The 20,935-nt window shown below is 38.8% G+C and carries 19 protein-coding genes, 1 tRNA gene and 1 pseudogene; 14 read left to right on the forward strand and 7 right to left on the reverse strand.

Features of this window, described 5'->3' with window-relative positions:
* The first annotated feature begins 237 nt into the window (after positions 1 to 237).
* The 4 genes and pseudogenes from CCAL_RS09135 (at position 238) to CCAL_RS09150 (ending at position 5,901) form a co-directional block, all read left to right on the forward strand.
* Positions 238 to 2,618, forward strand: a pseudogene (locus CCAL_RS09135) (molybdopterin-dependent oxidoreductase).
* A gap of 238 nt (positions 2,619 to 2,856) precedes the next feature.
* Positions 2,857 to 3,147: a hypothetical protein gene (locus CCAL_RS09410; protein WP_228026768.1), complete on the forward strand. Its 291-nt coding sequence runs from the start codon at positions 2,857 to 2,859 to the stop codon at positions 3,145 to 3,147.
* Positions 3,148 to 3,425: 278 nt separating this feature from the next.
* Positions 3,426 to 4,283, forward strand: coding sequence for a dipeptidase PepE (gene pepE / locus CCAL_RS09145; protein WP_170017248.1), 858 nt, complete (start codon positions 3,426 to 3,428; stop codon positions 4,281 to 4,283).
* Positions 4,284 to 4,527: 244 nt separating this feature from the next.
* Entirely contained in the window at positions 4,528 to 5,901 is a 1,374-nt protein-coding gene (locus CCAL_RS09150; protein WP_172285155.1) for a DEAD/DEAH box helicase, read from the forward strand.
* Between the two features lie 235 nt (positions 5,902 to 6,136).
* On the opposite strand, the gene CCAL_RS09155 is transcribed toward CCAL_RS09150, so the two are convergent.
* The 4 genes from CCAL_RS09155 to dnaG form a co-directional block, all read right to left on the reverse strand.
* Positions 6,137 to 6,213, reverse strand: a tRNA-Met gene (locus CCAL_RS09155).
* 82 nt (positions 6,214 to 6,295) lie between these two features.
* Positions 6,296 to 8,251: a methyl-accepting chemotaxis protein gene (locus CCAL_RS09160; RefSeq protein ID WP_172285156.1), complete on the reverse strand. Its 1,956-nt coding sequence runs from the start codon at positions 8,249 to 8,251 to the stop codon at positions 6,296 to 6,298.
* Positions 8,252 to 8,342: 91 nt separating this feature from the next.
* Positions 8,343 to 9,335, reverse strand: coding sequence for an argininosuccinate synthase domain-containing protein (locus CCAL_RS09165; protein WP_170016809.1), 993 nt, complete (start codon positions 9,333 to 9,335; stop codon positions 8,343 to 8,345).
* A complete protein-coding gene (gene dnaG / locus CCAL_RS09170; protein WP_170016811.1) occupies positions 9,332 to 10,987 on the reverse strand; it encodes a DNA primase in 1,656 nt (551 codons plus the stop codon). The genes CCAL_RS09165 and dnaG overlap by 4 nt, the downstream gene beginning before the upstream one ends.
* A 59-nt stretch (positions 10,988 to 11,046) precedes the next feature.
* Here dnaG and CCAL_RS09175 point away from each other — a divergent pair, with 59 nt between their 5' ends.
* The 5 genes from CCAL_RS09175 (at position 11,047) to thyX (ending at position 14,937) form a co-directional block, all read left to right on the forward strand.
* Positions 11,047 to 12,069, forward strand: a complete 1,023-nt coding sequence (locus tag CCAL_RS09175; RefSeq protein ID WP_170016813.1) for a tetratricopeptide repeat protein — start codon at positions 11,047 to 11,049, stop codon at positions 12,067 to 12,069.
* Positions 12,047 to 12,475: a ribonuclease HI gene (gene rnhA / locus CCAL_RS09180; RefSeq protein ID WP_169938146.1), complete on the forward strand. Its 429-nt coding sequence runs from the start codon at positions 12,047 to 12,049 to the stop codon at positions 12,473 to 12,475. Before CCAL_RS09175 ends, rnhA begins: the two co-directional genes overlap by 23 nt.
* 3 nt (positions 12,476 to 12,478) lie before the next feature.
* Positions 12,479 to 13,150, forward strand: a complete 672-nt coding sequence (gene rnc / locus CCAL_RS09185) for a ribonuclease III (RefSeq protein ID WP_170016815.1) — start codon at positions 12,479 to 12,481, stop codon at positions 13,148 to 13,150.
* A gap of 8 nt (positions 13,151 to 13,158) precedes the next feature.
* On the forward strand, positions 13,159 to 14,226 hold the full coding sequence (gene aroC / locus CCAL_RS09190; RefSeq protein WP_169938142.1) for a chorismate synthase: 1,068 nt from the start codon (positions 13,159 to 13,161) through the stop codon (positions 14,224 to 14,226).
* Between the two features lie 90 nt (positions 14,227 to 14,316).
* Positions 14,317 to 14,937: an FAD-dependent thymidylate synthase gene (gene thyX, locus CCAL_RS09195; RefSeq protein WP_170016817.1), complete on the forward strand. Its 621-nt coding sequence runs from the start codon at positions 14,317 to 14,319 to the stop codon at positions 14,935 to 14,937.
* Between the two features lie 65 nt (positions 14,938 to 15,002).
* Here thyX and CCAL_RS09200 read toward each other — a convergent pair whose 3' ends face one another.
* Positions 15,003 to 15,872: an NAD(P)-dependent oxidoreductase gene (locus CCAL_RS09200; RefSeq protein WP_170016819.1), complete on the reverse strand. Its 870-nt coding sequence runs from the start codon at positions 15,870 to 15,872 to the stop codon at positions 15,003 to 15,005.
* Positions 15,873 to 15,994: 122 nt separating this feature from the next.
* Between CCAL_RS09200 and CCAL_RS09205 the strand changes: the two genes are divergently transcribed.
* The 5 genes from CCAL_RS09205 (at position 15,995) to CCAL_RS09225 (ending at position 19,590) form a co-directional block, all read left to right on the forward strand.
* Positions 15,995 to 17,092: an NADH-dependent flavin oxidoreductase gene (locus CCAL_RS09205; RefSeq protein WP_170016821.1), complete on the forward strand. Its 1,098-nt coding sequence runs from the start codon at positions 15,995 to 15,997 to the stop codon at positions 17,090 to 17,092.
* 2 nt (positions 17,093 to 17,094) lie between these two features.
* Positions 17,095 to 17,418: an ArsR/SmtB family transcription factor gene (locus CCAL_RS09210; protein ID WP_170016823.1), complete on the forward strand. Its 324-nt coding sequence runs from the start codon at positions 17,095 to 17,097 to the stop codon at positions 17,416 to 17,418.
* A 78-nt stretch (positions 17,419 to 17,496) separates the two neighbouring features.
* The gene (locus CCAL_RS09215; RefSeq protein WP_170016825.1) at positions 17,497 to 18,381 is read left to right on the forward strand and encodes a radical SAM protein; all 885 of its coding nucleotides are present in this window, start codon (positions 17,497 to 17,499) and stop codon (positions 18,379 to 18,381) included.
* Positions 18,382 to 18,397: 16 nt separating this feature from the next.
* Positions 18,398 to 18,745: a putative quinol monooxygenase gene (locus CCAL_RS09220; RefSeq protein ID WP_170016827.1), complete on the forward strand. Its 348-nt coding sequence runs from the start codon at positions 18,398 to 18,400 to the stop codon at positions 18,743 to 18,745.
* Complete coding sequence (locus CCAL_RS09225; protein ID WP_170016829.1) at positions 18,742 to 19,590, forward strand: alpha/beta fold hydrolase; 849 nt, start codon at positions 18,742 to 18,744, stop codon at positions 19,588 to 19,590. The genes CCAL_RS09220 and CCAL_RS09225 overlap by 4 nt, the downstream gene beginning before the upstream one ends.
* Positions 19,591 to 19,608: 18 nt before the next feature.
* On the opposite strand, the gene CCAL_RS09230 is transcribed toward CCAL_RS09225, so the two are convergent.
* Entirely contained in the window at positions 19,609 to 20,295 is a 687-nt protein-coding gene (locus CCAL_RS09230; protein ID WP_172285157.1) for an MOSC domain-containing protein, read from the reverse strand.
* Positions 20,296 to 20,340: 45 nt separating this feature from the next.
* Positions 20,341 to 20,811 (reverse strand): crossover junction endodeoxyribonuclease RuvC, encoded by a 471-nt coding sequence (ruvC, locus tag CCAL_RS09235; protein ID WP_169972337.1) that lies wholly within the window; start codon positions 20,809 to 20,811, stop codon positions 20,341 to 20,343.
* Positions 20,812 to 20,935: the final 124 nt, after the last annotated feature.

Consider the following 20,935-nt stretch of genomic DNA (forward strand, 5'->3'; position numbering starts at 1 on the left):
ACAACATTTAACAACCATGCTTAATTGTAAGCTATATGGAATTTTCATCTTGGAGATTTGGTTTTGAAAACGGAGCAAATTTTTAACAAACTCGTTACCGGTTATTTTTAATATCAAAAATCATATAAAATAGCACTATATGTTTAAAATATATTAAATATTAATTTTTTATATTTTTTGCTTAAGTTTAATATAATCAATTGATTTTCAGAAAAAATTTACAAAAAGGAGAAAGAGATGGCATTTTCAAGACGAAGTTTCTTAAAAACATCTGCCGTTGGCGCACTAGCACTTAGTGCCAATTCCGCATTTGCTAAAGATGAAGCTGTAAAAACCATACCACACGCTTCAAATTTAGGTGCATTTTATGCAGACGTAAAAGATGGAAAAATAACAAAAATCCACTCACAACCATCAGATAAAGACCCAAAATTCCCAGGAAACGATGCCTGGATAGATAGAGTTTACTCTGATACTCGTATAAAATATCCATGCGTAAGAAAGAGCTTTTTAGAGGGCAAAAACGCACCAGAACTACGTGGCAAAGAGGAATTTGTACGCGTTAGCTGGGATGAGGCACTAAAGCTTATCCTTAAAAAACTAACAAGTGTAAAACCAGAGCAAATTTATAACGCAAGCTACAGTGGCTGGGGACACCCAGGACTTCTTCACAACTGCGGCGCAGTGGCTGGAAGATTTTTTAACACAGTTATAGGTGGCGCGGTAGGAACAGACGGCGAGTACAGCAACGGTGCTGCCGGTAAAGTAAACGCAACTATCATGGGAGATCTTGAAGTTTACTCACTTCAAACCAGCCACGAAGTAATACTTGAAAACACAAAAGTATACGTTATGTGGGGTGCGGATCTGTTTAAATGTAACCAGATAGACTACAAGATAGCAAACCGTGGCAACAACCCATATTTTGAAAAATATGAAAATCAGACATTAAATTTATAACCATCGATCCTCAATACACTCCTATCGCAAAACGCTTTGGTGCTGAGTGGATACAGATACGTCCAAACACTGACGTAGCGATGATGCTTGGTATGTGCCACCACCTATATACAAGTGGTCAGTATGACAAGAGCTTTATCGAAAAATACACTTATGGTTTTGATAAATTCCTACCTTGCCTACTTGGCAAGACTGAAGATATGGTAGAAAAAACTCCGGCTTGGGCAGCTAAGATAACTGGTGTTGATGAGAAGATCATCAAAGCACTAGCTGATACATTTGTTAAAAACCGCACATTCCTAGCTGGTAACTGGGCTATGCAAAGAGCTCACCATGGCGAGCAAGCTGACTGGATGCTTATGGTTCTAGCCTCTATGATAGGTCAAGTAGGTCTTCCTGGTGGTGGATTTGGCTTTTCTATGCATTATAGCGGTGGTGGTCAAGCATTTAGTGGCGCTAGACTTCCGGCTGGTTTACCACAAGGTAAAAATAAAGTAGATATAAATATACCAGCTTCACGTATCAGCGAAGCTATACTAAACCCTGGTAAAAAGATCAAATTTAAAGGTGGCGAGATAACATATCCAGACCTAAAAGTACTTTATATCACAGGCGCGACCCTACTAGGTCACCATCCAAATACAAACGAGCTAATCTCTGCACTTCGCACACTTGATACCGTAGTAGTTCACGAGCCATGGTGGACACCGATGGCTAAGATGGCAGATATCGTTATCCCAGCTACAACGCCACTTGAGCGTGATGACATAAGCTATGGCGGCTCATACTCACAAGACTATGTTTATGCTATGAGAAAGGTTATAGAACCACTTTGGGAAGCTAAAAATGACTACGATGTCTTTGATGCTATGGCTAAAATGGTTGGCGAAAAAGAGCATAGGAAATTTAGCATGGGTAAAAGCAACATGGAGATCATCCAAGGCTTTTATGACAAGAGCGACTGCGTAAACGTAATGAGCTTTGATGAATTCTGGGGAAAAGGCTATATCTACTTTGAGCCAAACAAAGATGCTTATAAATTTGTCCGCCACGCTGACTTTAGAGCTGATCCGGTAGCAAATAAACTAGTTACAGAGAGCGGAAAGATACAAATTTTCTCAGAGAAATTTGCAAGCTTTGGGCTTGATGACTTCAAAGGACATCCAACATGGTTTGAACCGGCTGAGTGGCTAGGAGATGCAGAGCTTACTAAGAAGCATCCACTTCATCTACTAAGCCCACATCCAAAGTACAGGATACACTCACAGCTTGATAACTCATTTGTTAGAAAAGCATATAAAGTAGCAAACCGCGAGCCAGTACTTATAAATGACGAAGATGCTAAAGCTTATGGCATAAAAGATGGCGATGTGGTTGAAATTTATAACGACAGAGGCGCGATACTTTGTGGTGCAGTAGTTAGCAAACACATCATGAAGGGCGTTATAAGCGTAGAAGAGGGTGCTTGGTATGATCCAGAAGATGCTAAGGCTAATAAACCAAGATGTAACGCAGGACATGTAAATATCCTAACAATATCGGTTCCGACCTCAAAAATGGCACAAGCAACATCGGTAAATACATGCTTAGCAGCCATCAAAAAAGTAGATGTAAAACCATACGCTGGCGTAAAAGCACCAGTGGTAAAAGGAGCGTAAATGAAAAAGATATTGACACTAATGGCCGTTTTATCAAGCTTTGCTTTCTCACAAACTATGTTTGTAAACGACATCAAAGCTGACCTAGTAGATCCAAAAACAAAAAAGTAGTAGGTGAAATTTACGAAGGAACGCCCGTAAAAGTTATCAAAAAAGATGGCGATATGGCTGTGGTTGAGATAGCTGGCGAAGTAGTAAATGACAAAGAAAACATGGTGGCTCTAAAAAAGAGCCATTTGTGACATTTTACAAGCTAAACGAAGGCAAGGCTACGCCTAAGGCTAAATTTCTAGTAAATGCTAAAAAGCTAAATAGCGACGCGATGATCGCATGGGAAGAGATAGAGTTAATGTATTATGACACATGCAGCTCATGCCACGCAGCTCACAAGCCAAAAGAGCACCTAATGGGCGAGTGGGAGGCATACATACTTGCTATGCAGACATTTGCTAAGATAAACGACGATGAAAAAGATAGAATTCTACGCTTTATGCAAGCTTTTGCTAAAGACGGCATCGTAAAAGAATAGTATAAATTTTACCCCATCTCTTAAGGCTTGAGAGATGGGTGTTAATATTTAATAACCAGTAAGCCTTATTAAATTTAATCAAATATATCCATGCCATATATAGATGACTTTTGATTAGTTGTAATAAATTTCCTTGTAGTTCATTTTGCAAAACACCGCCACATAAATTAAATCAAATTTAGAGCTAAATTTTTTATATTAATATTAAATATTAAGATTACTAGCAATATACTTTCAAGGCATATTTTATAATATATAAAAAATATTTGGAGGACAGCATGAAAAGCTCAAGACGAGATTTTCTAAAGGTAGCGGCATTAGGTGCAGGAGCAACCCTGCTAGGAACTACAAATTTACAAGCAGATGAGAAAGAGAGGACCTTTGTCCCAAGCAATCGCGACTACTCAAAGCAAAAAGCTCTTTTGCTATCTAGCTCAGGCTATAAAGACACGGGCTTTTTAACGCACGCAGTTGATTGGATAAATGACCTTATCATCAAACCTAATAATCTACAAAACAAAAAGATCGTATTTATCCCTTATGCAAATTTAAGAGCCGGATATGATAAATTTGAAGAAAAACTCAAAAAAGCTCTTGAGAGATTAAATTTAAATATAGTAAGCATTCATCACGCAAAAGATCCCGTTAAAGAGATAGAAAACGCTGATTGTATCTTTGTAGGTGGCGGTAACACATTTAAGCTTGTCCACGATCTTTATGAGAACAAATTAGTAGCTCTAATAAGCCAAAAGGTCGCAAACGGCACACCTTATATCGGCTGGAGTGCAGGCGCAAATGTCGCCGGTGCATCTATGATGACAACAAACGATATGCCTATCATCGAGCCTGAGTCATTTAATACATTTAGCATCTTCCCTCATCAAATAAATCCACACTTTATCTCAGGTAAACCGGTAGGACACAACGGAGAGAGTAGAGAAGAAAGACTTGAAGAATTTCTAATAGCAAATCAAAACTCAACCGTCTATGCCTTACCTGAAGGAAGCGCCTTTTTAATAGACGGCAAAAAGGCTAAATTTATCAGTATGCAACCAGCTCCTGTAGGCTCAGCTCTTATCTTTAAATACAAAAAAGACATAGAGAAAATGGCTCCTAATACAGTATTTGAATATTAACGGGGTTAAAATTTGGCGGGGAAATCCCTGCCAAATGTCACTTTTACTTAGCAATAAATACAAATGCTATAAATTTACTAAACCATAGTCTTATTTACTATATTGCGATATAATGGTCGCAATTTCAGCACACATCGGTCTGTGCCTGACTTCGTTTTTGTATTCACTACAACTCAACTTCAATATCAACCTAGATCGTAGCTTTATTTTAAAAGATTTGTAGGTTTATAAAATTAAGGCACTTATGTCATTTTCAAATTTAGGTCTAAGCACAGAACTTCTACGTGCTATCAAAGAGGCGGGCTATACAGCTCCAACAACCATCCAAGCAAAGGCGATACCGGCCGTATTAGCCAAAAAAGATGTCATGGCTAGCGCTCAAACAGGCACTGGTAAAACCGCTAGTTTTACACTCCCTATACTCGAGCACCTGCAAAATTCTCACAAAAAAGGCAAGAAAGACATAAAGGCTCTCGTCCTAGTTCCCACAAGAGAGCTTGCACTTCAAGTCGCAGCTAGTGTTGAGACTTATGGTAAATTTCTTTATTTTAAGTCAGCCGTTATCTTTGGCGGAGTTGATACATACACTCAAAAAAGAATTTTAAAAAAGGGTGTTGATATCGTGATAGCAACACCGGGAAGACTGCTAGATCTCGCATCACAAGAGTGTGTGGATCTATCAAAAGTCGAGCATTTTGTGCTGGATGAAGCCGATAGGATGCTTGATATGGGATTTGTCCATAGTATCAAAAAAATCATCTCTTTTTTACCAAAAGATAGACAAAGTTTGATGTTTTCAGCTACTTTTTCAGCGCAGATAAAGAGCCTAGCCGATGGGCTTCTAAACTCACCGGTGCTTATAGAAGCAGAAGCTAGAAACACAACTTCACATAACGTAACGCAAAGCGTCCATCACGTAGATAAACAGAGAAAAAAAGAGCTTTTACTTCATATGCTTAACACAAATGACTGGAGGCAAATTTTAGTCTTTACACGCACAAAACACGGCGCAAACAAGCTTAACGAATCTCTTGTAGCAAACAATATCTCTTCAACTGCCATACATGGAAACAAGTCGCAAAGCGCAAGACTAAAAGCTCTAAAAGACTTTAAAAATGGGAACGCAAAGGTTCTTGTGGCAACAGACATATTTGCAAGAGGTATTGACATACAAGACCTTCCTTACGTCGTAAACTACGAGCTACCGGATGTTGCTGAGGACTACGTGCACAGAATAGGCAGGACCGGACGTGCGGGCAACAAGGGTGAGGCGATATCGCTGGTTTGTGTCGATGAGCACTACTATCTATCGCAGATAGAAAAGCTAATAAATCAAAAAATAAACGTGATAGAAACGGCTGGTTTTGAGGTCGATAAAAGCATAAAGCCTGAACCTATAAGGGCTAGAAGAGTCAAAACATCGGGTCAAAACAGAGGCGACGAGGCAAAATTTAAAAGCCGTAATAACCGCACAAAAACATCTAAAAAAAGAAGCTCCAATGATGCCTTATCTTATACAAACAGCACGTCAAGAGATAGCAAATTTAGATCAAACAGCTCGCACACTAGAACCAACAAACCTAGAAGCTCTAAATTTGGAAGCAGCGCTATAAACTAGATACTTAGACATACAAATCTTACAAGAAGCTTGCAAGGCAGGTATCTTAGTAAGATTTGCTATGATTTTAATTTTAAATTTTATAACAGAGCCATAAACAAGTTTAAAAATACGATCTTAAATGCCAAGATTAAAAGTCACAAATAAAATTTAGACCGTTCGAGCTACCAGCAAGATATCACTGGCATAAGGTAGTTTTGAAAAATATTTGAAATTCTGTATCTTCTGAAGTTTATGGTGTCAAGAGAGAGACTTGAACTCTCGACCTCCGGCTTATGAGACCAGCGCTCTAACCAGCTGAGCTACCTTGACAAATGATTAAAGACGTGTATTATACAACCACGAAGCTTATTTTTAAATAAATTCTATGAAGACCGCCGAAGCGGTCATACATTTAGAATTTTTTCTTTTTAACATCCTCAACTATCTTCTTAGCCATCTCATCTACTTCAGAAGTTACTTGATTGGTTTTATTAGCTACTTGAACATTTTGCTGTGTTAAAGTATCTATTTGAGCAACAGATTGGTTTATCATATTTATACCTTCACTTTGCTCTCTTATGCTTTCACTCATCTCATTGATTGATTGGGCTAATACATTTGTATTTGCTTCTATCTCACCTAGAGATTTTTGAGTTCTCTCTGCTAGCTTTCTTACTTCATCAGCAACAACAGCAAATCCACGTCCATGCTCTCCTGCACGTGCAGCTTCTATAGCGGCATTAAGTGCAAGTAAATTTGTTTGATCTGCTATATCTCTAATAATAACTATAATGTTTTTGATCTCATCGCTTTGTCTCATTACATCTCTTGACTTTTGTGAGATAGCATTCATAGATGAACTCATCTCCTCGATAGCTGCAGCACTTTCTTGAAGTGAGTTTGACTGCTCGTTAGCACCGCTAGTTAGTTGCTCCATGTATGTGGCTAAATTTTTAGCTTTTTCTTCTAAAAGTTGAGCCTGAGCAAAGCTATTTTTTAGCATATTTGAAATTTCTTCGCCAAGAGCGTTTATACCAATCGCCATTTTGCCGTTATCGTCTATTCTTGTAGTAAAATTTTGTGCTTTGAAATTTTCGAGAAGTTTGATGATATCCGTGCTATTTGCCGCGATATTTTCTTTTAGAGTTTCTTGAAGCTCTTTAAATGTATTTTTTAGTTGATTTAGCGCAGGATTTAGAGTATTTGCCTCAAGACTTGCTTTAAAATCGCCCTCTTTTATACGATGAACAAATTTTTCAGCATCTTGGATAAATTCATTTTCCGCTACCTTAGCTTCTTTGATAAGCTTCATGTTTTCATTTATCATGTCAGCCATTTCGCCAAGCTCGTTTTTAGCGTTTATATCGATACTTTTATTTGAAAAGCTTTTGTTGTTAAGATAGTCGAAAAATCCACTCAATCCATCTTTTATCGCTTCAAGCGGTCTAAGTTTTAGTTTTAAGATGTATGACATAACACCACCAACAATTATCATAAAGATAAGAGATAAAACGATTTGCTCGATTAAAAGCTTGTTTGCATTATCACTATAAACAGAAGATGGAACTACCGAGCAAACATGCCAGTCAAGCATATCCTCTTTTAGACAAACAGCGACTTTATCTTCGCCATTTTCACTAAATTTATATGTCTTTAACCCACTAAGTAAAGCCTCGTTGCTCTCGTTGAAAAAGTCTTGAAAAGCTTTGTTAAGCTCTGATTTTTTCATTAGCTCTTCTTGGTTTGGAGTGATAACAGACTGTGAATGCTTATCGATACCTAGTATATACTCGCCTTCATGTTTTTTCATACCCAAGATATCGGCACTAAGCTCATTTAGGCTGATGTTTCCAGACACAACTCCAACTATCTTACCGCCTATAACTACAGGTGAAGTTAGAGATGATACCATCGTTCCACCCGTAGCAGCTATCCTGGCATCGGTTATAACACCCTTGCCTTCTTTTAGAGTGTCTTCATACCAGTTACGTTTTCTTGGATCAAAACCGTCGCTTGGCCATTGATGAACACCGTTTGAACGTATCATCCTGCCGTTGTCATAGCCAACGTAAAGCAAAGATAAGTCGGCAACTTTTGCACTCGTTTTTAGTGCGTCTATTATGCTCTCCTCACTTGGAGACTCTTGCTCAATGTATCTTTTTATCTCATTTGGCGCTTTATATTTAGCCTCCACATAGTTTTTCATGAATTTTACGGCGCTTTGAAGCGTAGCATACTGTGAAGCCGATATAAGCGTATAAGCCTCCTTCTTGACGACGCTAAAATTCGTAAAGGAAAAGGCACTTAAACATATAGCCAAACAAACCGAAAGTAACACCACAACACTGCTTACTAGTTTAAAACGCATGTTATAACCTTAAAAAATAAAATTGAAATTTTAGTATTCTACTATTATTGTTATTAATTTATAGTTAAGAAATATTTGTTTTTTGTTAAAATTATTTTACAAAAAACACTTGCGCCAAGCTCTTATCTTCAAACGGCATAACATTTAAAATTTCATCGCCTATTTTTACTTCATACAGCTTATCTTTAGGCGCTTTTGTATATGCAAGAGCCAGTCTAGCGGCAAATTCTTTATCGTCGTTATCGGCATTTATGCTTAAAAAGCTCCTTGCTCCTACGATGTCATCTTTCTCGTTAAATTCTATAGCGTTAAATTTATCGTTCGGGTTTTCTTCAAGAGCGTTATTATCTGCCTCATCTCGCCCGATTATAAGTTTTGCTCCGTTTTTAAGACGTAGATGTCGTCCTAATTTTAGCCAAGTAACATCTATCTTACGCATATCTTTATCAAATTTTAGATAGTCTCTTATCTTCACGGCAAAACTATCTATCGTAAGTAAACATCCACCTCCCGGCGTAGCGTAGTCTTCTATGCCCCATTGCCTGGCAAGAGCAAGCTGCGGTTTTCTATCTCGTCCACTTATGTCAAGCAGTTTCTCACGGTCTATCCAGCCTTCGCGCTCCGGTTTTGTTGGCGCTAAAAGCTTTGCACACATTGGACGCACAACCAGATCGTCGGCATCATTTGCAAGTTTTCTAACCTGCGATAAAGCCTCTCTTCTTTGACTCATAGGACGCTGTCCTAAAACCTCACCCGAGATGATAAAATCCGCATTTTCGCTTTTAAGCATATTTAAGGCTACGTAAAACATATATCCATGACAGTCTATACAGGGGTTAAATTGCTTTCCGTAGCCGTATTTTGGACTAAAAAGCACATCACGTAGGTATTCGTTTCTAATATCAACCACCTTAAAATCCGCCCCGACAAGTCTTGCTCTACGCTCTAAGACGCTAAATTTATCAGAGTCTGGTCCAAAGCCCGTATCAAAATGAAGCGCCGTTACTTTTACGCCTTGATCTGTTATAAGTTTTATAGCAAGCATGCTGTCAAGTCCGCCGCTAAATAATGCTAATGCTTTCATATTTTCCTTTTTAAATTTTGTATTATTAAAGCTATTTTTTGTAAATTTTCAAATTTGTTTTCATCTGCGGAATTTTTTATCTCGCGCTGTAAATTTTCATAAAATTTGATCTTTAGTTTATTGATCGCATCTATTAGTCCGATCTGATTTGTTATAGGCATGGCACTTTCGTCAAGCTCTATCTCGCGGATTAAGACCTCATCATCTCTTTTAAGTACCGCTTCAAACGCCTCTTTGTGATGCATGAAAAATTTAGCATCTATCGCGTCAAGCACTATCTGCTCGAAATTTGCATTTTCAAGCATGCTTTTTAATATAGAAATTTCTAAAATATCCTTATGTTTTCTTTGCGTTTGTGCTACATTTTGACGCGAAATTTGCTTATTTTGCGGCAAGATAGGCATTGTGCGTATGCCTCCTAAATTTAATGCCGTAACATCGATATTTAGCAAACTTGCAACAAGAGGTGCATAGCTTTGAGCGATGATAGCTTTTAAATTTTTAGTAAAGGATAAGATCTCGTCTAGGCACTTTTGTTTTTGCACGGGACGACTTAGGTCATAGCCTTTTACGATGTGTCTTATGTAAAATTCGCCAAGTTCCACACCGGAGTTAAAAAGCTCTTTAAGATACTCTATCTTTCCTGCTGCAACCATATCGGCAGGATCGGCTCCGCCTGCAATGATAACTACACTTCCGTCTATCTCGTTAAGACTTAAAAGATGGGCTGATCTAACAGCGGCATTTATACCTGCGTCATCCCCGTCAAAGCAAAGCAAAACATTAAGCTCGTCATCTCGCTTTAAAAGTGGCAGATGTTTTTCTGTTAGTGCCGTGCCAAGCACCGCTACCGAGTTATCAAAACCCGCATAATGAAGCATTATAACATCTAAATAACCTTCCGTTATGATGATCTGATGTTTTTTAGCGATATTTGCACGTGCTAGATGATAGCCGTAAAAAAGACGGGATTTATCAAAAACTTCAGACTGAGGACTGTTTATATACTTAGCCGGATGGTTTGATATGGTTCGTCCACCAAAGCCGACAAGTTTTGAGGTATGGGTATATATAGGAAAGGTGATACGCTGTGAAAAACTAGCGTAAATTCCCCTTTCGTTTTGTTTGACTATGCCGATATTTAGAGCTTCTTTTGGCTCTATTTGTTCGTTTTGAAGCAGTCTTATAGTCTTTAAGCTCTCTCCTGCCCAACCAAGCTCAAATTTCTCTATCATCGCGTCATTTATCCCGCGTGAGTAAAGATATCTAATCGCATCTTCATTTTTATATAAATCCGCTCTATACATAGCGTTTATACTCTCTAAAATGTGCTTTTCATCTTTTAGCTTGGGCGTATCTTGAGTATAAGTAAGAGTAAAATTTGCCATACTTGCTAATTTCTCTATAGCTTCCGGATATGTTAGCTTTTCGTATTCCATAACAAATTTTATAGCGTTTCCACCGGCTTTACAAGCAAAACAATGATAAATTTGCTTAGATGGACTTATGCTCATGCTTGGATTTTTATCATCATGAAACGGACATACGCATTTAAAATTCGCACCCATTTTTTTAACAGGCACATAGTGACTTACGACATCGACGATATCGGTTACATCCAGTAATTTTTGTATGCTACTTTGCTCTATCATAAGCGAGATTATACGATAGCTTTGCTATAATGCACTTAAATTTAACTAAAAGCAAGAGCGTGGATATTTTTTTTATTGAGCATCGCGACCCGATATTTAGCCTTATCGTCCTTTTTATCATCATTTTTATGATAGCTTCTTTAAGTTATTTTTGGGGAGTTTTTTCAAGCAAAGATGAAAAGAAGCGTATAGAAAAATTTATAAGAAAATTTGAAAACCGCAGTCTAAGCGAAGAACACAAACAAATGCTTTTAAATCCCGAGATCGACGCCAGAAGTCTTAGCATTTTGGGTGGAACATTCTCTAAAAGCGGGGACTTTGAAAAAGCTATAAGCGTCTTTCTTATCGCACTTGCAAAGACAAAAAACAAAGCAGAGAAAGAATTTATCTTAAATGAGCTTGGCGAGGTATATTTTAAAGCCGGGTTCTTAAAACGCTCAACCGACGTGTTTTTGCAGTCTTTAGAGCTAAGCCCGAGAAATCCAAACGCACTAAGATATCTAACCATGATAGATGAAAAGCTTAAAAATTATAAAGAGGCTCTTTATGCTCTAAATTCACTTGAGGAGCTTGGGGTTGAGATAAGAGCGCAAAAGGCATATATCCAAGCTACTGTTGTTTTAAACGACAAAGAACTAAGCATAGAAGAAAAAAGCGAGAAAATTTTAGCTTTGAGTAGGGATTTTGAGCTATTAAAACGTATGTGTATGCAGCTTTGGCTAAAAAACGGCAAAAGCTTAGAAAATTTCCCTGAATTTGCTAAACTTGACGATGTTATAGATATCATGTATAACCAAAATTTAGCCGTAAATTTAAACGACGAAGAGTATCGAGGACTATTTTATGCTAAGGGTGTTATAAACGAGCCAAGCGATATAAAAGGCTTTGAACTAAATGTTATAAAACACCTAAATGACGCTGAATTTAATAAAGCCACACTTAACTTTAACTACGTTTGCAAAAGCTGCAAGAACTCATTTCCTATGCACTTTTATCGTTGCCCGATGTGCCATGAGTTAGGAAGTGTTAAAATTTTACCTCATATCACGGAAAAGCCTGATGAAAACAGTATGCCTTTTTAGCGACGGCTCGTGTTTAAATAACCCGGGAGCCGGCGGCTGGGCGTATATACTTGAGTATGGAAGCGCAGTTAAAAAATCAAGTGGAGCGCAAGCCGATACGACAAATAACCAAATGGAGCTAAGAGCCGTTATAGAAGGTCTAAAAGCACTCAAAGAACCTTGCAATGTCAATCTCTACACCGACAGCTCATATGTCGCAAATTCCATAAACAACTGGCTTAAAGGCTGGGTAAAGAAAAATTTTAAAAATGTCAAAAACGTTCCTCTTTGGCAAGAATACATCCTTGTTTCAAAACCGCATGTGGTTAAAGCCGTGTGGGTAAAAGCACACAACGGACATCCGCAAAACGAAGAATGCGATACAATGGCAAGGGATGAAGCCATAAAAATTCAAAACAAGAGTTAATTAATGAAAAAACTTGAAAATTTACAAAAACAACTCGGATACGAGTTTAAAAATATCAAAATTCTAAATGAAGCTTTAACTCACAAAAGCACAAAAATGCCTTATAATAACGAACGCCTTGAATTCTTAGGTGATGCGGTGATGGATCTGATAGTCGGTGAGTATTTGTTTAAAAAATTTAACAAGATCGCAGAGGGTGATATGAGTAAACTCAGAGCGGCTCTCGTTAATGAAAAAAGCTTTGCAATGATGGCAAAAGAGCTTAAAATAGGCGAATACATCAACCTCTCTTTGGCCGAAGAAAACAATGGCGGGCGCGAGAAAATCAGTCTTTTAAGCGACGCATACGAGGCAATAATGGGAGCGGTATATCTTGAAGCAGGACTTGAAAAAGTTCGCGAAATAGCCATTAACCTACTTGAAATTTGCTACCCTAAAATCGACCTTACAAATTTAGTCAAAGACTATAAAACCGCTCTTCAAGAGATCACTCAGGCAGATTTTGGAGTAACTCCCGTTTACGAACTAACAGGAAGTTCCGGTCCTGATCATAAAAAAGAATTTGAGATCGCACTTTTGTTAAACGGTAAAGAAATTTCACGTGCAACAGGCGGCTCAAAAAAAGAAGCCCAACAAACCGCAGCCAAGATCGCACTTGAAAAACTAAAAAAATAGGATAAATTTTGAATACATTCGGACAAAAACTAACGCTTACAACCTTTGGTGAAAGTCACGGAGTGGCGATCGGCGGTGTATTAGACGGTTTTCCATCTGGAGTAAAGATAGATACTGATTTCTTACAAAACGAGCTTGATAAACGTCGCCCCGGACGTAATAAATTTGCAACCGCTAGAAACGAAGCCGATAAAGTTGAAATTTTTAGCGGAGTTTTTGAGGGAGTTAGCACGGGAACTCCGATAGGTTTTGCTATATTTAATCAAAATCAAAAATCAAACGACTATGAAAATTTGCGTGAAATTTTTCGTCCCGGACATGCGGATTATACTTACTTTAAAAAATACGCCGTTCGCGACCACAGAGGTGGCGGGCGCTCAAGTGCCAGAGAAACTGCGGTGCGTGTTGTAGGTGGGGCATTTGCACAAATGATGCTTGATGAGTTTAATATAACTGTAAAAAGCGGACTTTTAAGCGTGGGCGATGTTAAAACAAATGAATTTAACTGGGAGTTAGCAAAAAATTCGGAGATTTTTTCACTTGGCAATGAAGATGCGATGAAAGAGCTTATAATGAAAGTTCGAGAAGAACACGATAGTATAGGAGCTTGCGTGCTAAGTGTAGTTAGCGGTGCTCCCACAGGACTTGGAGAGGGTTTATATGATAAGCTTGACGCAAGGCTAGCAGCAGCGATGATGGGTGTAAACGGCGTAAAAGCTATCGAGATCGGCGAGGGGATAAATGCTGCTTATCTAAAAGGCTCTCAAAACAACGACCAAATGGGCATAAACGGCTTTTATACAAACCACTCAGGCGGGATCTTGGGCGGGATGAGTAACGGCGAAGATATCATCGTTAAAAGCTATTTTAAACCGACACCGTCTATATTTAAAGCCCAAAAAACCTTAAATTTAAACGCCAAAGAGACCGAATTTGAGCTACGAGGTCGTCATGACCCTTGCATAGGAGTGCGAGGAAGTGTCGTCGCAACCGCTATGATAAGACTTGTGATAGCTGATTTTATGCTTTTAAATTTAAGCTCAAACATACAAAATATAAAGCAAATTTATAGGTAGTTTTGTCTATCTATAAATTTAAAATGTTCTTTTTATCAAACACAAAGTGCTTAAAAGCTACAATATCTCAAAAAAATTTAAAGGCACAAAATGCAAGTAACACTTCTAAATTTCACTCCGCTAAACATCTGCTCACATGCAATACGCACGTGTTGGCAAAGCTTTGAAAAGAGCGATAACGGTGGTGAAAAAGATATCGAGCTGATCGACCGCGTGGGAAATAAATTTAAACACGCAAGCACGTTAGAACATTTATACTATAACTTTTACATACAAGGCATTTCACGTGCGCTTTTGCAAGAGCTTGCACGCCATCGTATCGCAAGTCTAAGCGTCAAGTCAACTCGTTACACGCTAAAAGAGCTTAAAAAAGAGAATGAATTTAAGACCGGTGACTTTGAAAACGCAAGCCGGTATATCGTGCTAACAGGTAATGAGTTAATCGACAACGCAAGCATAAAGGCGCTTGAAAATTTGCGCGAAATTCTAGCTACGACTACAACAAGTATCGATATTGTGAAATACTGCTTGCCGGAATGCTATAAAACCGAGCTAACTTGGAGCGTGAACGCCAGAAGCTTGCAAAATTTCATCTCTTTGCGAAGCTCTAAATCCGCCCTTTGGGAGATAAGAGATTTAGCAAATGCGATTTACAACGCCCTACCGCAAGAGCATAAATTTATTTATGAGAATTGTATAAATAAAGAGTAGTGTTTAAAAAGCTGCTAAAATCAGCTTAGCAGCTTTTCTTGCACTTTATTTTTCGCTCCGACCGCTTACCTATTATCCCCTTTTACCGTTTTTAGTATCGCTGACATATCCTCTTTACCAAGTCCCTCATTTTTAGCTTGTAGATACGCCTTGTTTGAAATTTCACTTAGTGGTAAATTTAAGCCTTGTTCGTCCATCATCTGTTTTAGTAGTCCAAGGTCTTTTGACATAAGCTCTAGCGCAAAGGCACTTGGAAAATTTTCTGTCGCAAATAGCTCTCTTTTAAAGCCAAAAAGAGGGGTATTCATAGCAGACATCCCTATCATATCAAGTACTTTTTCTTTTTCGAGCCCTAGTTTTGCAGCAAAAGTTATCGATTCCGCCATCGCCTGCGTAAAGACTCCAAGTAGCATATTTATAGATAACTTTGCCACCGCTGCTTTTGGACTATCTCCAAAGTCGATGCTAGCCTTTGATAAAGCCTTGAAATATGGCGCGCAAAGCTCTTTTGCCCTGCTTTCGCCACTAACCAAAACAAGTAGAGTCTTAGACACGGCAGCACCCACCGAGCCTGAAACGGGAGCGTCTATATACTCACACCCCTTTTGCTTTACTAATGAGTGAAATTCCTGTGCTTCTAGCGGTGAGATAGTGCTCATATTTACGATGATTTGCCCACTACTAAGAGCGTCTAGCACTCCATCTTTTGAGGTTAAAATTTCTCTTATAGCATTACCATCTGATAGCATGATAAATATAAATTTTGAGTTTTGGATTAGCTCTTTTATACTTTTATATGCTTTCGCACCTAAATTTTCTAGTTCCTGTGTTTTTGAGGCGGTTCTGTTATACACACAAAGTTCAAAGCCCGCGTTTATAAGGTTACTAGCCATCGGCTTACCCATCGCACCTAAGCCTATCCAGCCTATTTTCATCATTTTCTCCTTTATTTAAAAGAATTATTTTAACGATAAATTTTAAATTTTTTATCTTTATATATTGACAAATCGCTAATTATCGATATATAATACGTAAAATAAATTACAAAAGGATAAGAATGCAAAGTTTATTTCAAGCATATACACTAAACAACGGCGTGGAGGTCAAAAACCGCCTAGTGGTAGCTCCCATGACACATTGGGGCTCGGACGCGAACGGACATATCACACACGAGGAGCGTGAATTTATAAAAGGCAGAGCAGAGGACTTTGGTATGTTTATATCAGCGGCTACTCTTGTAGCACACGGTGGCAAGAGCTTTGATGGTGAGCCCCACGCCATAGATGAAGGCGACTTAGAAAGCCTAAGCGAACTAGCAAATACTATAAAATCACAAGGCGCGAAGGCTATCTTACAACTTCACCACGGAGGATACACGGCTATACCTGAGCTAACAAACGGACTTGATGTGATAGCACCAAGCGCTATAAACAGTGCAAGAGAGATGAGTGCTGATGAGGTAGAGGCACTTGTGGTTGCCTTTGGTAACGCTACAAAACTAGCGATAAAAGCGGGTTTTGACGGTGTTGAGATACACGGTGCTAACGGATATCTTATCCAGCAGTTTTACTCAGCACAAAGCAACCTAAGAGAGGATAAGTGGGGTGGAAATTTACAAAAGCGTATGAAATTTCCACTTGCTGTGACTGATGCGGTTATCGAGGCTAAAAAGAGTCTAAACAAGCCTGAGTTTATCATCGGATATCGCTTCTCGCCTGAAGAGCCGGGAGATAACGGCATCACGATGAGTGAGACCTTTGCCCTTGTTGATGAGCTTTGCAAAAAAGAGCTTCAGTATCTACACATCTCGCTTCATGACTTTTTCGTTCATGCTAGACGCGGGGCGGATACAAACCGCACAAGGATAGAGCAAATCCACGAGCGCATAGGTGGCAAACTACCGCTAATAGGCGTTGGAAATTTACTAAGCAGTGAGGACATACAAAAAGCCGTGAGCCTAAAAAGCACTGAATTTATCGCACTTGGCAAATCAGTGATGATAAATCCAAACATGGCGACCCTACTAAAAAACGATGAATTTGATAAGATAGAAACCACGCTTGATGCAGATAAAAAAGATAGCTACCGCTTCCCTAAAAAACTGTGGGAGCTAATAGAAATGAAGCTTGACTTCCTACCAAAGATCAAAGAGTAATGATGACGCAAACCGAACTAATCGAAATTTTCAAAGCCCTTTCAAATGAGACTAGACTAAATATCCTAGCGTGGCTTAAAAACCCTAGCGAAAATTTCCCGCCGCAAGGGTGTCATTTGGAGGGCGAAGTGGATCTAAAAGGCGGCGTGTGCGTGGGAAGCATACAAGAAAAGGCGGGGCTATCGCAATCCACCATCTCATCATACCTTGATATGCTTTTAAAGGCGGGACTTTTAAAAGCACAAAGGCACGGCAAATGGACGTATTATAGTAGAAACGAGGAGATGATAAAAAGGCTAGCCGCCTACACTATCACTGAAATTTAGCTTCTAAACAGAGCTAAATTTTGATTAGTTATATCGGTATTTATAGATATAAAGTAAAATAAAACGAAGGAAAAAAATATGCATTATAACGGATCTATCGTTAGACCACCAACGCATGCTGATAGCGTATTTATAGAGACTACCGTTGGTTGTTCGCACGATAAGTGCACCTTTTGTAACTTTTACAAAGGCTATCCATTTCGCGCTGTACCACTAAGTCAGATAGAAGAGGATCTAAAAGAGGCGTCAAAAATCCGCCCAAACGCTAAGAAAATTTGGGCAAGTGGAGGCAATCCATACACGCTAAATACAAATAAACTACTCCAAATAGCCGAACTTTTTAAAAAGTATCTACCAAAAGCTACAACCACAACCTACACACACATAAAAGATATAAAAAAGAAAAGCTTAGAGGAAATAAAACAGCTTAAAGAGGCTGGATTTGTCGAGCTGGTTATCGGTGTAGAGAGTGCTGATGATGAGGTGTTAAAAGCGGTAAATAAGGGCTATACGGCGGCTGATGTCTTAGAGCAATGCACCAAACTAGAAGCTGCCGGTGTAGAGTACGGGCTAATCTATCTAAGCGGACTAAGCGAAGCTGGCAAAAACCTACAAAGCGTGCGAACAAGCCTAGAAACCATAAACAAACTAAGCCCAATACGCATATACTATACAACCGTAGCCGTGGTGCCTGATACTAAGATGTATGAGGATATGCGAAGCGGTAAATTTAAAGAGGCTGGCGAGCTTGAACGCATAGAGGAGATGAGAGAATTTGTAGCGGGAACTAAGATAGAGACTGAAATTTACGCCCTTACCTCGACAAATGCGGTGCCTTTGGTGGCAAATATGCCTGAGGATAGGGATGAGGTTTTAGCTTATTTAGATGAAGTGATAGCAAATTTCACTGAATTTGATGAGATAAAACTAGCAAAATCACGTGCAAAAATGACAAGAGTTTAAATTTAAAGGAGCAAAAATGAACGAGCAAATTTCTATAGTAGTCATCACAAAACCGGTAAATAGCGACATAAAAGTCGTAAAAGAGGTGATAGAAAAGGCGGTAAATTCTGCATTTAATGAGGCTGGAACGCTGATGTATGAGTGGAGCATAAATGGTGATGAGCTTCATGTTATCGAGAGGTATAAAGATAAAGAAGCCGTTTTAGCGCATATAAAAAATTTAGCTAGTCTTGTGGAAGAGCTACCAAAACTAGGCGTAACAAGTAAATTTTACATCTACGGCGAGGTTGGCGATGAGGTTAAAAAGCTTTTAGAGCCAAGAGGTGCGGTATTTATGAGTAAGATAGGTGGGTTTATAAAATGAGAAAAATTTTAGCTGTTTTATTACTTTTAACACAGTTTGCGTTTAGTGCGGAGCTTAGATACTTTATGCAAGGTGAGAATTCGCCAAAATTTAGCATGCCTTACGGCGATAATGGCGGTAAATTTGCTAAAAGTGGGGACGCTAAAATTTACTATGAAATTTACGGCAAAGGCGAGGTCGTAGTCGTGCTTCACGGCGGTGGGCTTGGCTCTATGTATGAGATGGGTGGCTTTATCGATGAGCTAAAGAAAACATATCAAGTCATCGCCATCTCTACCCGCGCGCACGGCAAGTCTGACATCGGTCAAACTCCGTTTAGTTTAGAGCAAAGGGCTGATGACATAATGGCGGTTTTAAAGCATGCAAAGGTAGAAAAAGCCGTAAATTTGCTAGGATTTAGCGACGGCGGATATAGTGCATACGCCTTTGGGGCAAAATATCCAAAAATGGCTAAAAAGATCGTAACTATCGGTGCCGGAGAGGTTTTAGCTACAAACAAACGCTTTGTTTTTAGCCTTGATGAGTGGCGTGCGTATGACGCTAAATTTATAGCACAACAAGAAGCTTTGATGAGTGAGCCAAAAAGATACGCCGAGTTTTTAAAAATGTATGAAAATATGTGGAACGGCGCGGTCGTTAGTAAGGAAATTTTTAGCAAAATTTCAGCTCACGTGCTTGTCATAAACGGACAAAACGATATGAACTCACACTTGCAAACGGCGGTAAATGCCTATCAGAGCTTGCCAAACGCTAGCCTAGCTATCATCCCTGACACATCACACCCTTGTTTTTTAGAAAATTTTGACGCTGTTTGGGCGGTGGTAAAGCCATTTTTGGCAAAGTAAATTTATAGGGCTAGTCCCCTATAAATTTCTCATATAAGATGTATCATATACGCCGTCCATGCGTCTTTTGATATCGTCATGCCATGTGCTTGGCAAGACCTCAAGCGCTAAAAACCGCTCCATCAGTTCTAAATTTTCATTTGGCGCGTAAAATAGCCGATTTATTTGCATGATAGAAAGAGAATTTTGGGCTTTTACTACCCTTATCTCATCTCCAGCCTTGCAACTACCAGCCTTTAAGACCTCATAGTACCAGCCAGTGCGACCAGTTTTAAAAATTTCGCTTGCCATGTCTTCATTTAGCCAGCGTTTTGAGAGCTTGAAGCATGGCTTTCGTGGCTGAGTTACCCTTAAAATCAGTGTGCCTATCTGGTGTATATCACCAACACATACACTGTTCTCATCAAGTCCGCTTATGGTTAGATTCTCTCCCATGGCGCCAAATGGTAAATTTTTAAACTCTAAAAATTTCTCCCACTTTGCGTAGTTTTCATAAGAGTTGGCAAATATCGCCTTTTTCACCCCGCCATGATGCTTTCTGTCAGCTACGCTGTCACCCACGAAGCCAAGCTCATTTGCAAAAACTTCGCCAGTTTGAGCGCTCTTAAACATCGCCGTTTTCCAAGGTTTATTTAAAGTATCTTTTGCAAACTCAAAGCCGTAGTCTTTTACACCACCTATCAACAATGCCTTTAAAATCGCCATTTTTATCCTTTAAATAAATTTTAAAACCAAAATGAGATACTAAATTTAGATACGTAAGTTATTTGCGTGAGTTAATGCAACCGCTATAGCGTCAGTTATGTCAAGCGGTTTTATCTCTTTAGTTATACCAAGTATCTTTTTTACCATAAATGCCACCTGCTCTTTTTGCGCTTTTGCTTTACCGGTTACGGCTTTTTTTACTTGAAGTGGTGTGTATTCGGCAAATTCTCCATGAATTTGAAGTATCTTAAGACTTAGAGCACCGCGAAACTGTGCTAATTTTAAAACAGTTTTTGGATTATAAGCGAAAAATATATCCTCTATCGCCACAGCATCAAAGCTGTGATTTTTAAATATAACATCAAGTCCTTCGCAAAGTTCGGTGATTTGATATTGAAGAGTACTTGGTTTTATTTTGATTAGTCCCGCTTCTATTAAAGATGTTTTTTTCACTGTTTTTTCTATTATGGCATAACCACAATTTCGGCTTCCCGGGTCTATCCCTAAAATTTTCATCACTGCCTTTTCAATATTTTTTCACTACTTATTCACAGTGTGAATAACTTCATTTCTTAATAGTTTAACAAACAATTTATTAATTTTAAGATAAAATATTTGGATTACGGATAAAAGGAAAAAT

Origin of the sequence: Campylobacter sp. RM6914 (genome assembly GCF_004803835.1) — a bacterium.
GTDB lineage: Bacteria > Campylobacterota > Campylobacteria > Campylobacterales > Campylobacteraceae > Campylobacter_A > Campylobacter_A californiensis.

Excerpts from the sequence above, each read along its gene's own strand:
- pepE (WP_170017248.1), top strand. The coding sequence starts at position 3,426 with ATGAAAAGCTCAAGACGAGATTTTCTAAAGGTAGCGGCATTAGGTGCA.
- CCAL_RS09150 (WP_172285155.1), top strand. The coding sequence starts at position 4,528 with ATGTCATTTTCAAATTTAGGTCTAAGCACAGAACTTCTACGTGCTATC.
- CCAL_RS09160 (WP_172285156.1), bottom strand. The coding sequence starts at position 8,251 with ATGCGTTTTAAACTAGTAAGCAGTGTTGTGGTGTTACTTTCGGTTTGT.
- CCAL_RS09165 (WP_170016809.1), bottom strand. The coding sequence starts at position 9,335 with ATGAAAGCATTAGCATTATTTAGCGGCGGACTTGACAGCATGCTTGCT.
- dnaG (WP_170016811.1), bottom strand. The coding sequence starts at position 10,987 with ATGATAGAGCAAAGTAGCATACAAAAATTACTGGATGTAACCGATATC.
- rnhA (WP_169938146.1), top strand. The coding sequence starts at position 12,047 with ATGAAAACAGTATGCCTTTTTAGCGACGGCTCGTGTTTAAATAACCCG.
- rnc (WP_170016815.1), top strand. The coding sequence starts at position 12,479 with ATGAAAAAACTTGAAAATTTACAAAAACAACTCGGATACGAGTTTAAA.
- thyX (WP_170016817.1), top strand. The coding sequence starts at position 14,317 with ATGCAAGTAACACTTCTAAATTTCACTCCGCTAAACATCTGCTCACAT.
- CCAL_RS09200 (WP_170016819.1), bottom strand. The coding sequence starts at position 15,872 with ATGAAAATAGGCTGGATAGGCTTAGGTGCGATGGGTAAGCCGATGGCT.
- CCAL_RS09205 (WP_170016821.1), top strand. The coding sequence starts at position 15,995 with ATGCAAAGTTTATTTCAAGCATATACACTAAACAACGGCGTGGAGGTC.
- CCAL_RS09210 (WP_170016823.1), top strand. The coding sequence starts at position 17,095 with ATGACGCAAACCGAACTAATCGAAATTTTCAAAGCCCTTTCAAATGAG.
- CCAL_RS09215 (WP_170016825.1), top strand. The coding sequence starts at position 17,497 with ATGCATTATAACGGATCTATCGTTAGACCACCAACGCATGCTGATAGC.
- CCAL_RS09220 (WP_170016827.1), top strand. The coding sequence starts at position 18,398 with ATGAACGAGCAAATTTCTATAGTAGTCATCACAAAACCGGTAAATAGC.
- CCAL_RS09225 (WP_170016829.1), top strand. The coding sequence starts at position 18,742 with ATGAGAAAAATTTTAGCTGTTTTATTACTTTTAACACAGTTTGCGTTT.
- CCAL_RS09230 (WP_172285157.1), bottom strand. The coding sequence starts at position 20,295 with ATGGCGATTTTAAAGGCATTGTTGATAGGTGGTGTAAAAGACTACGGC.
- ruvC (WP_169972337.1), bottom strand. The coding sequence starts at position 20,811 with ATGAAAATTTTAGGGATAGACCCGGGAAGCCGAAATTGTGGTTATGCC.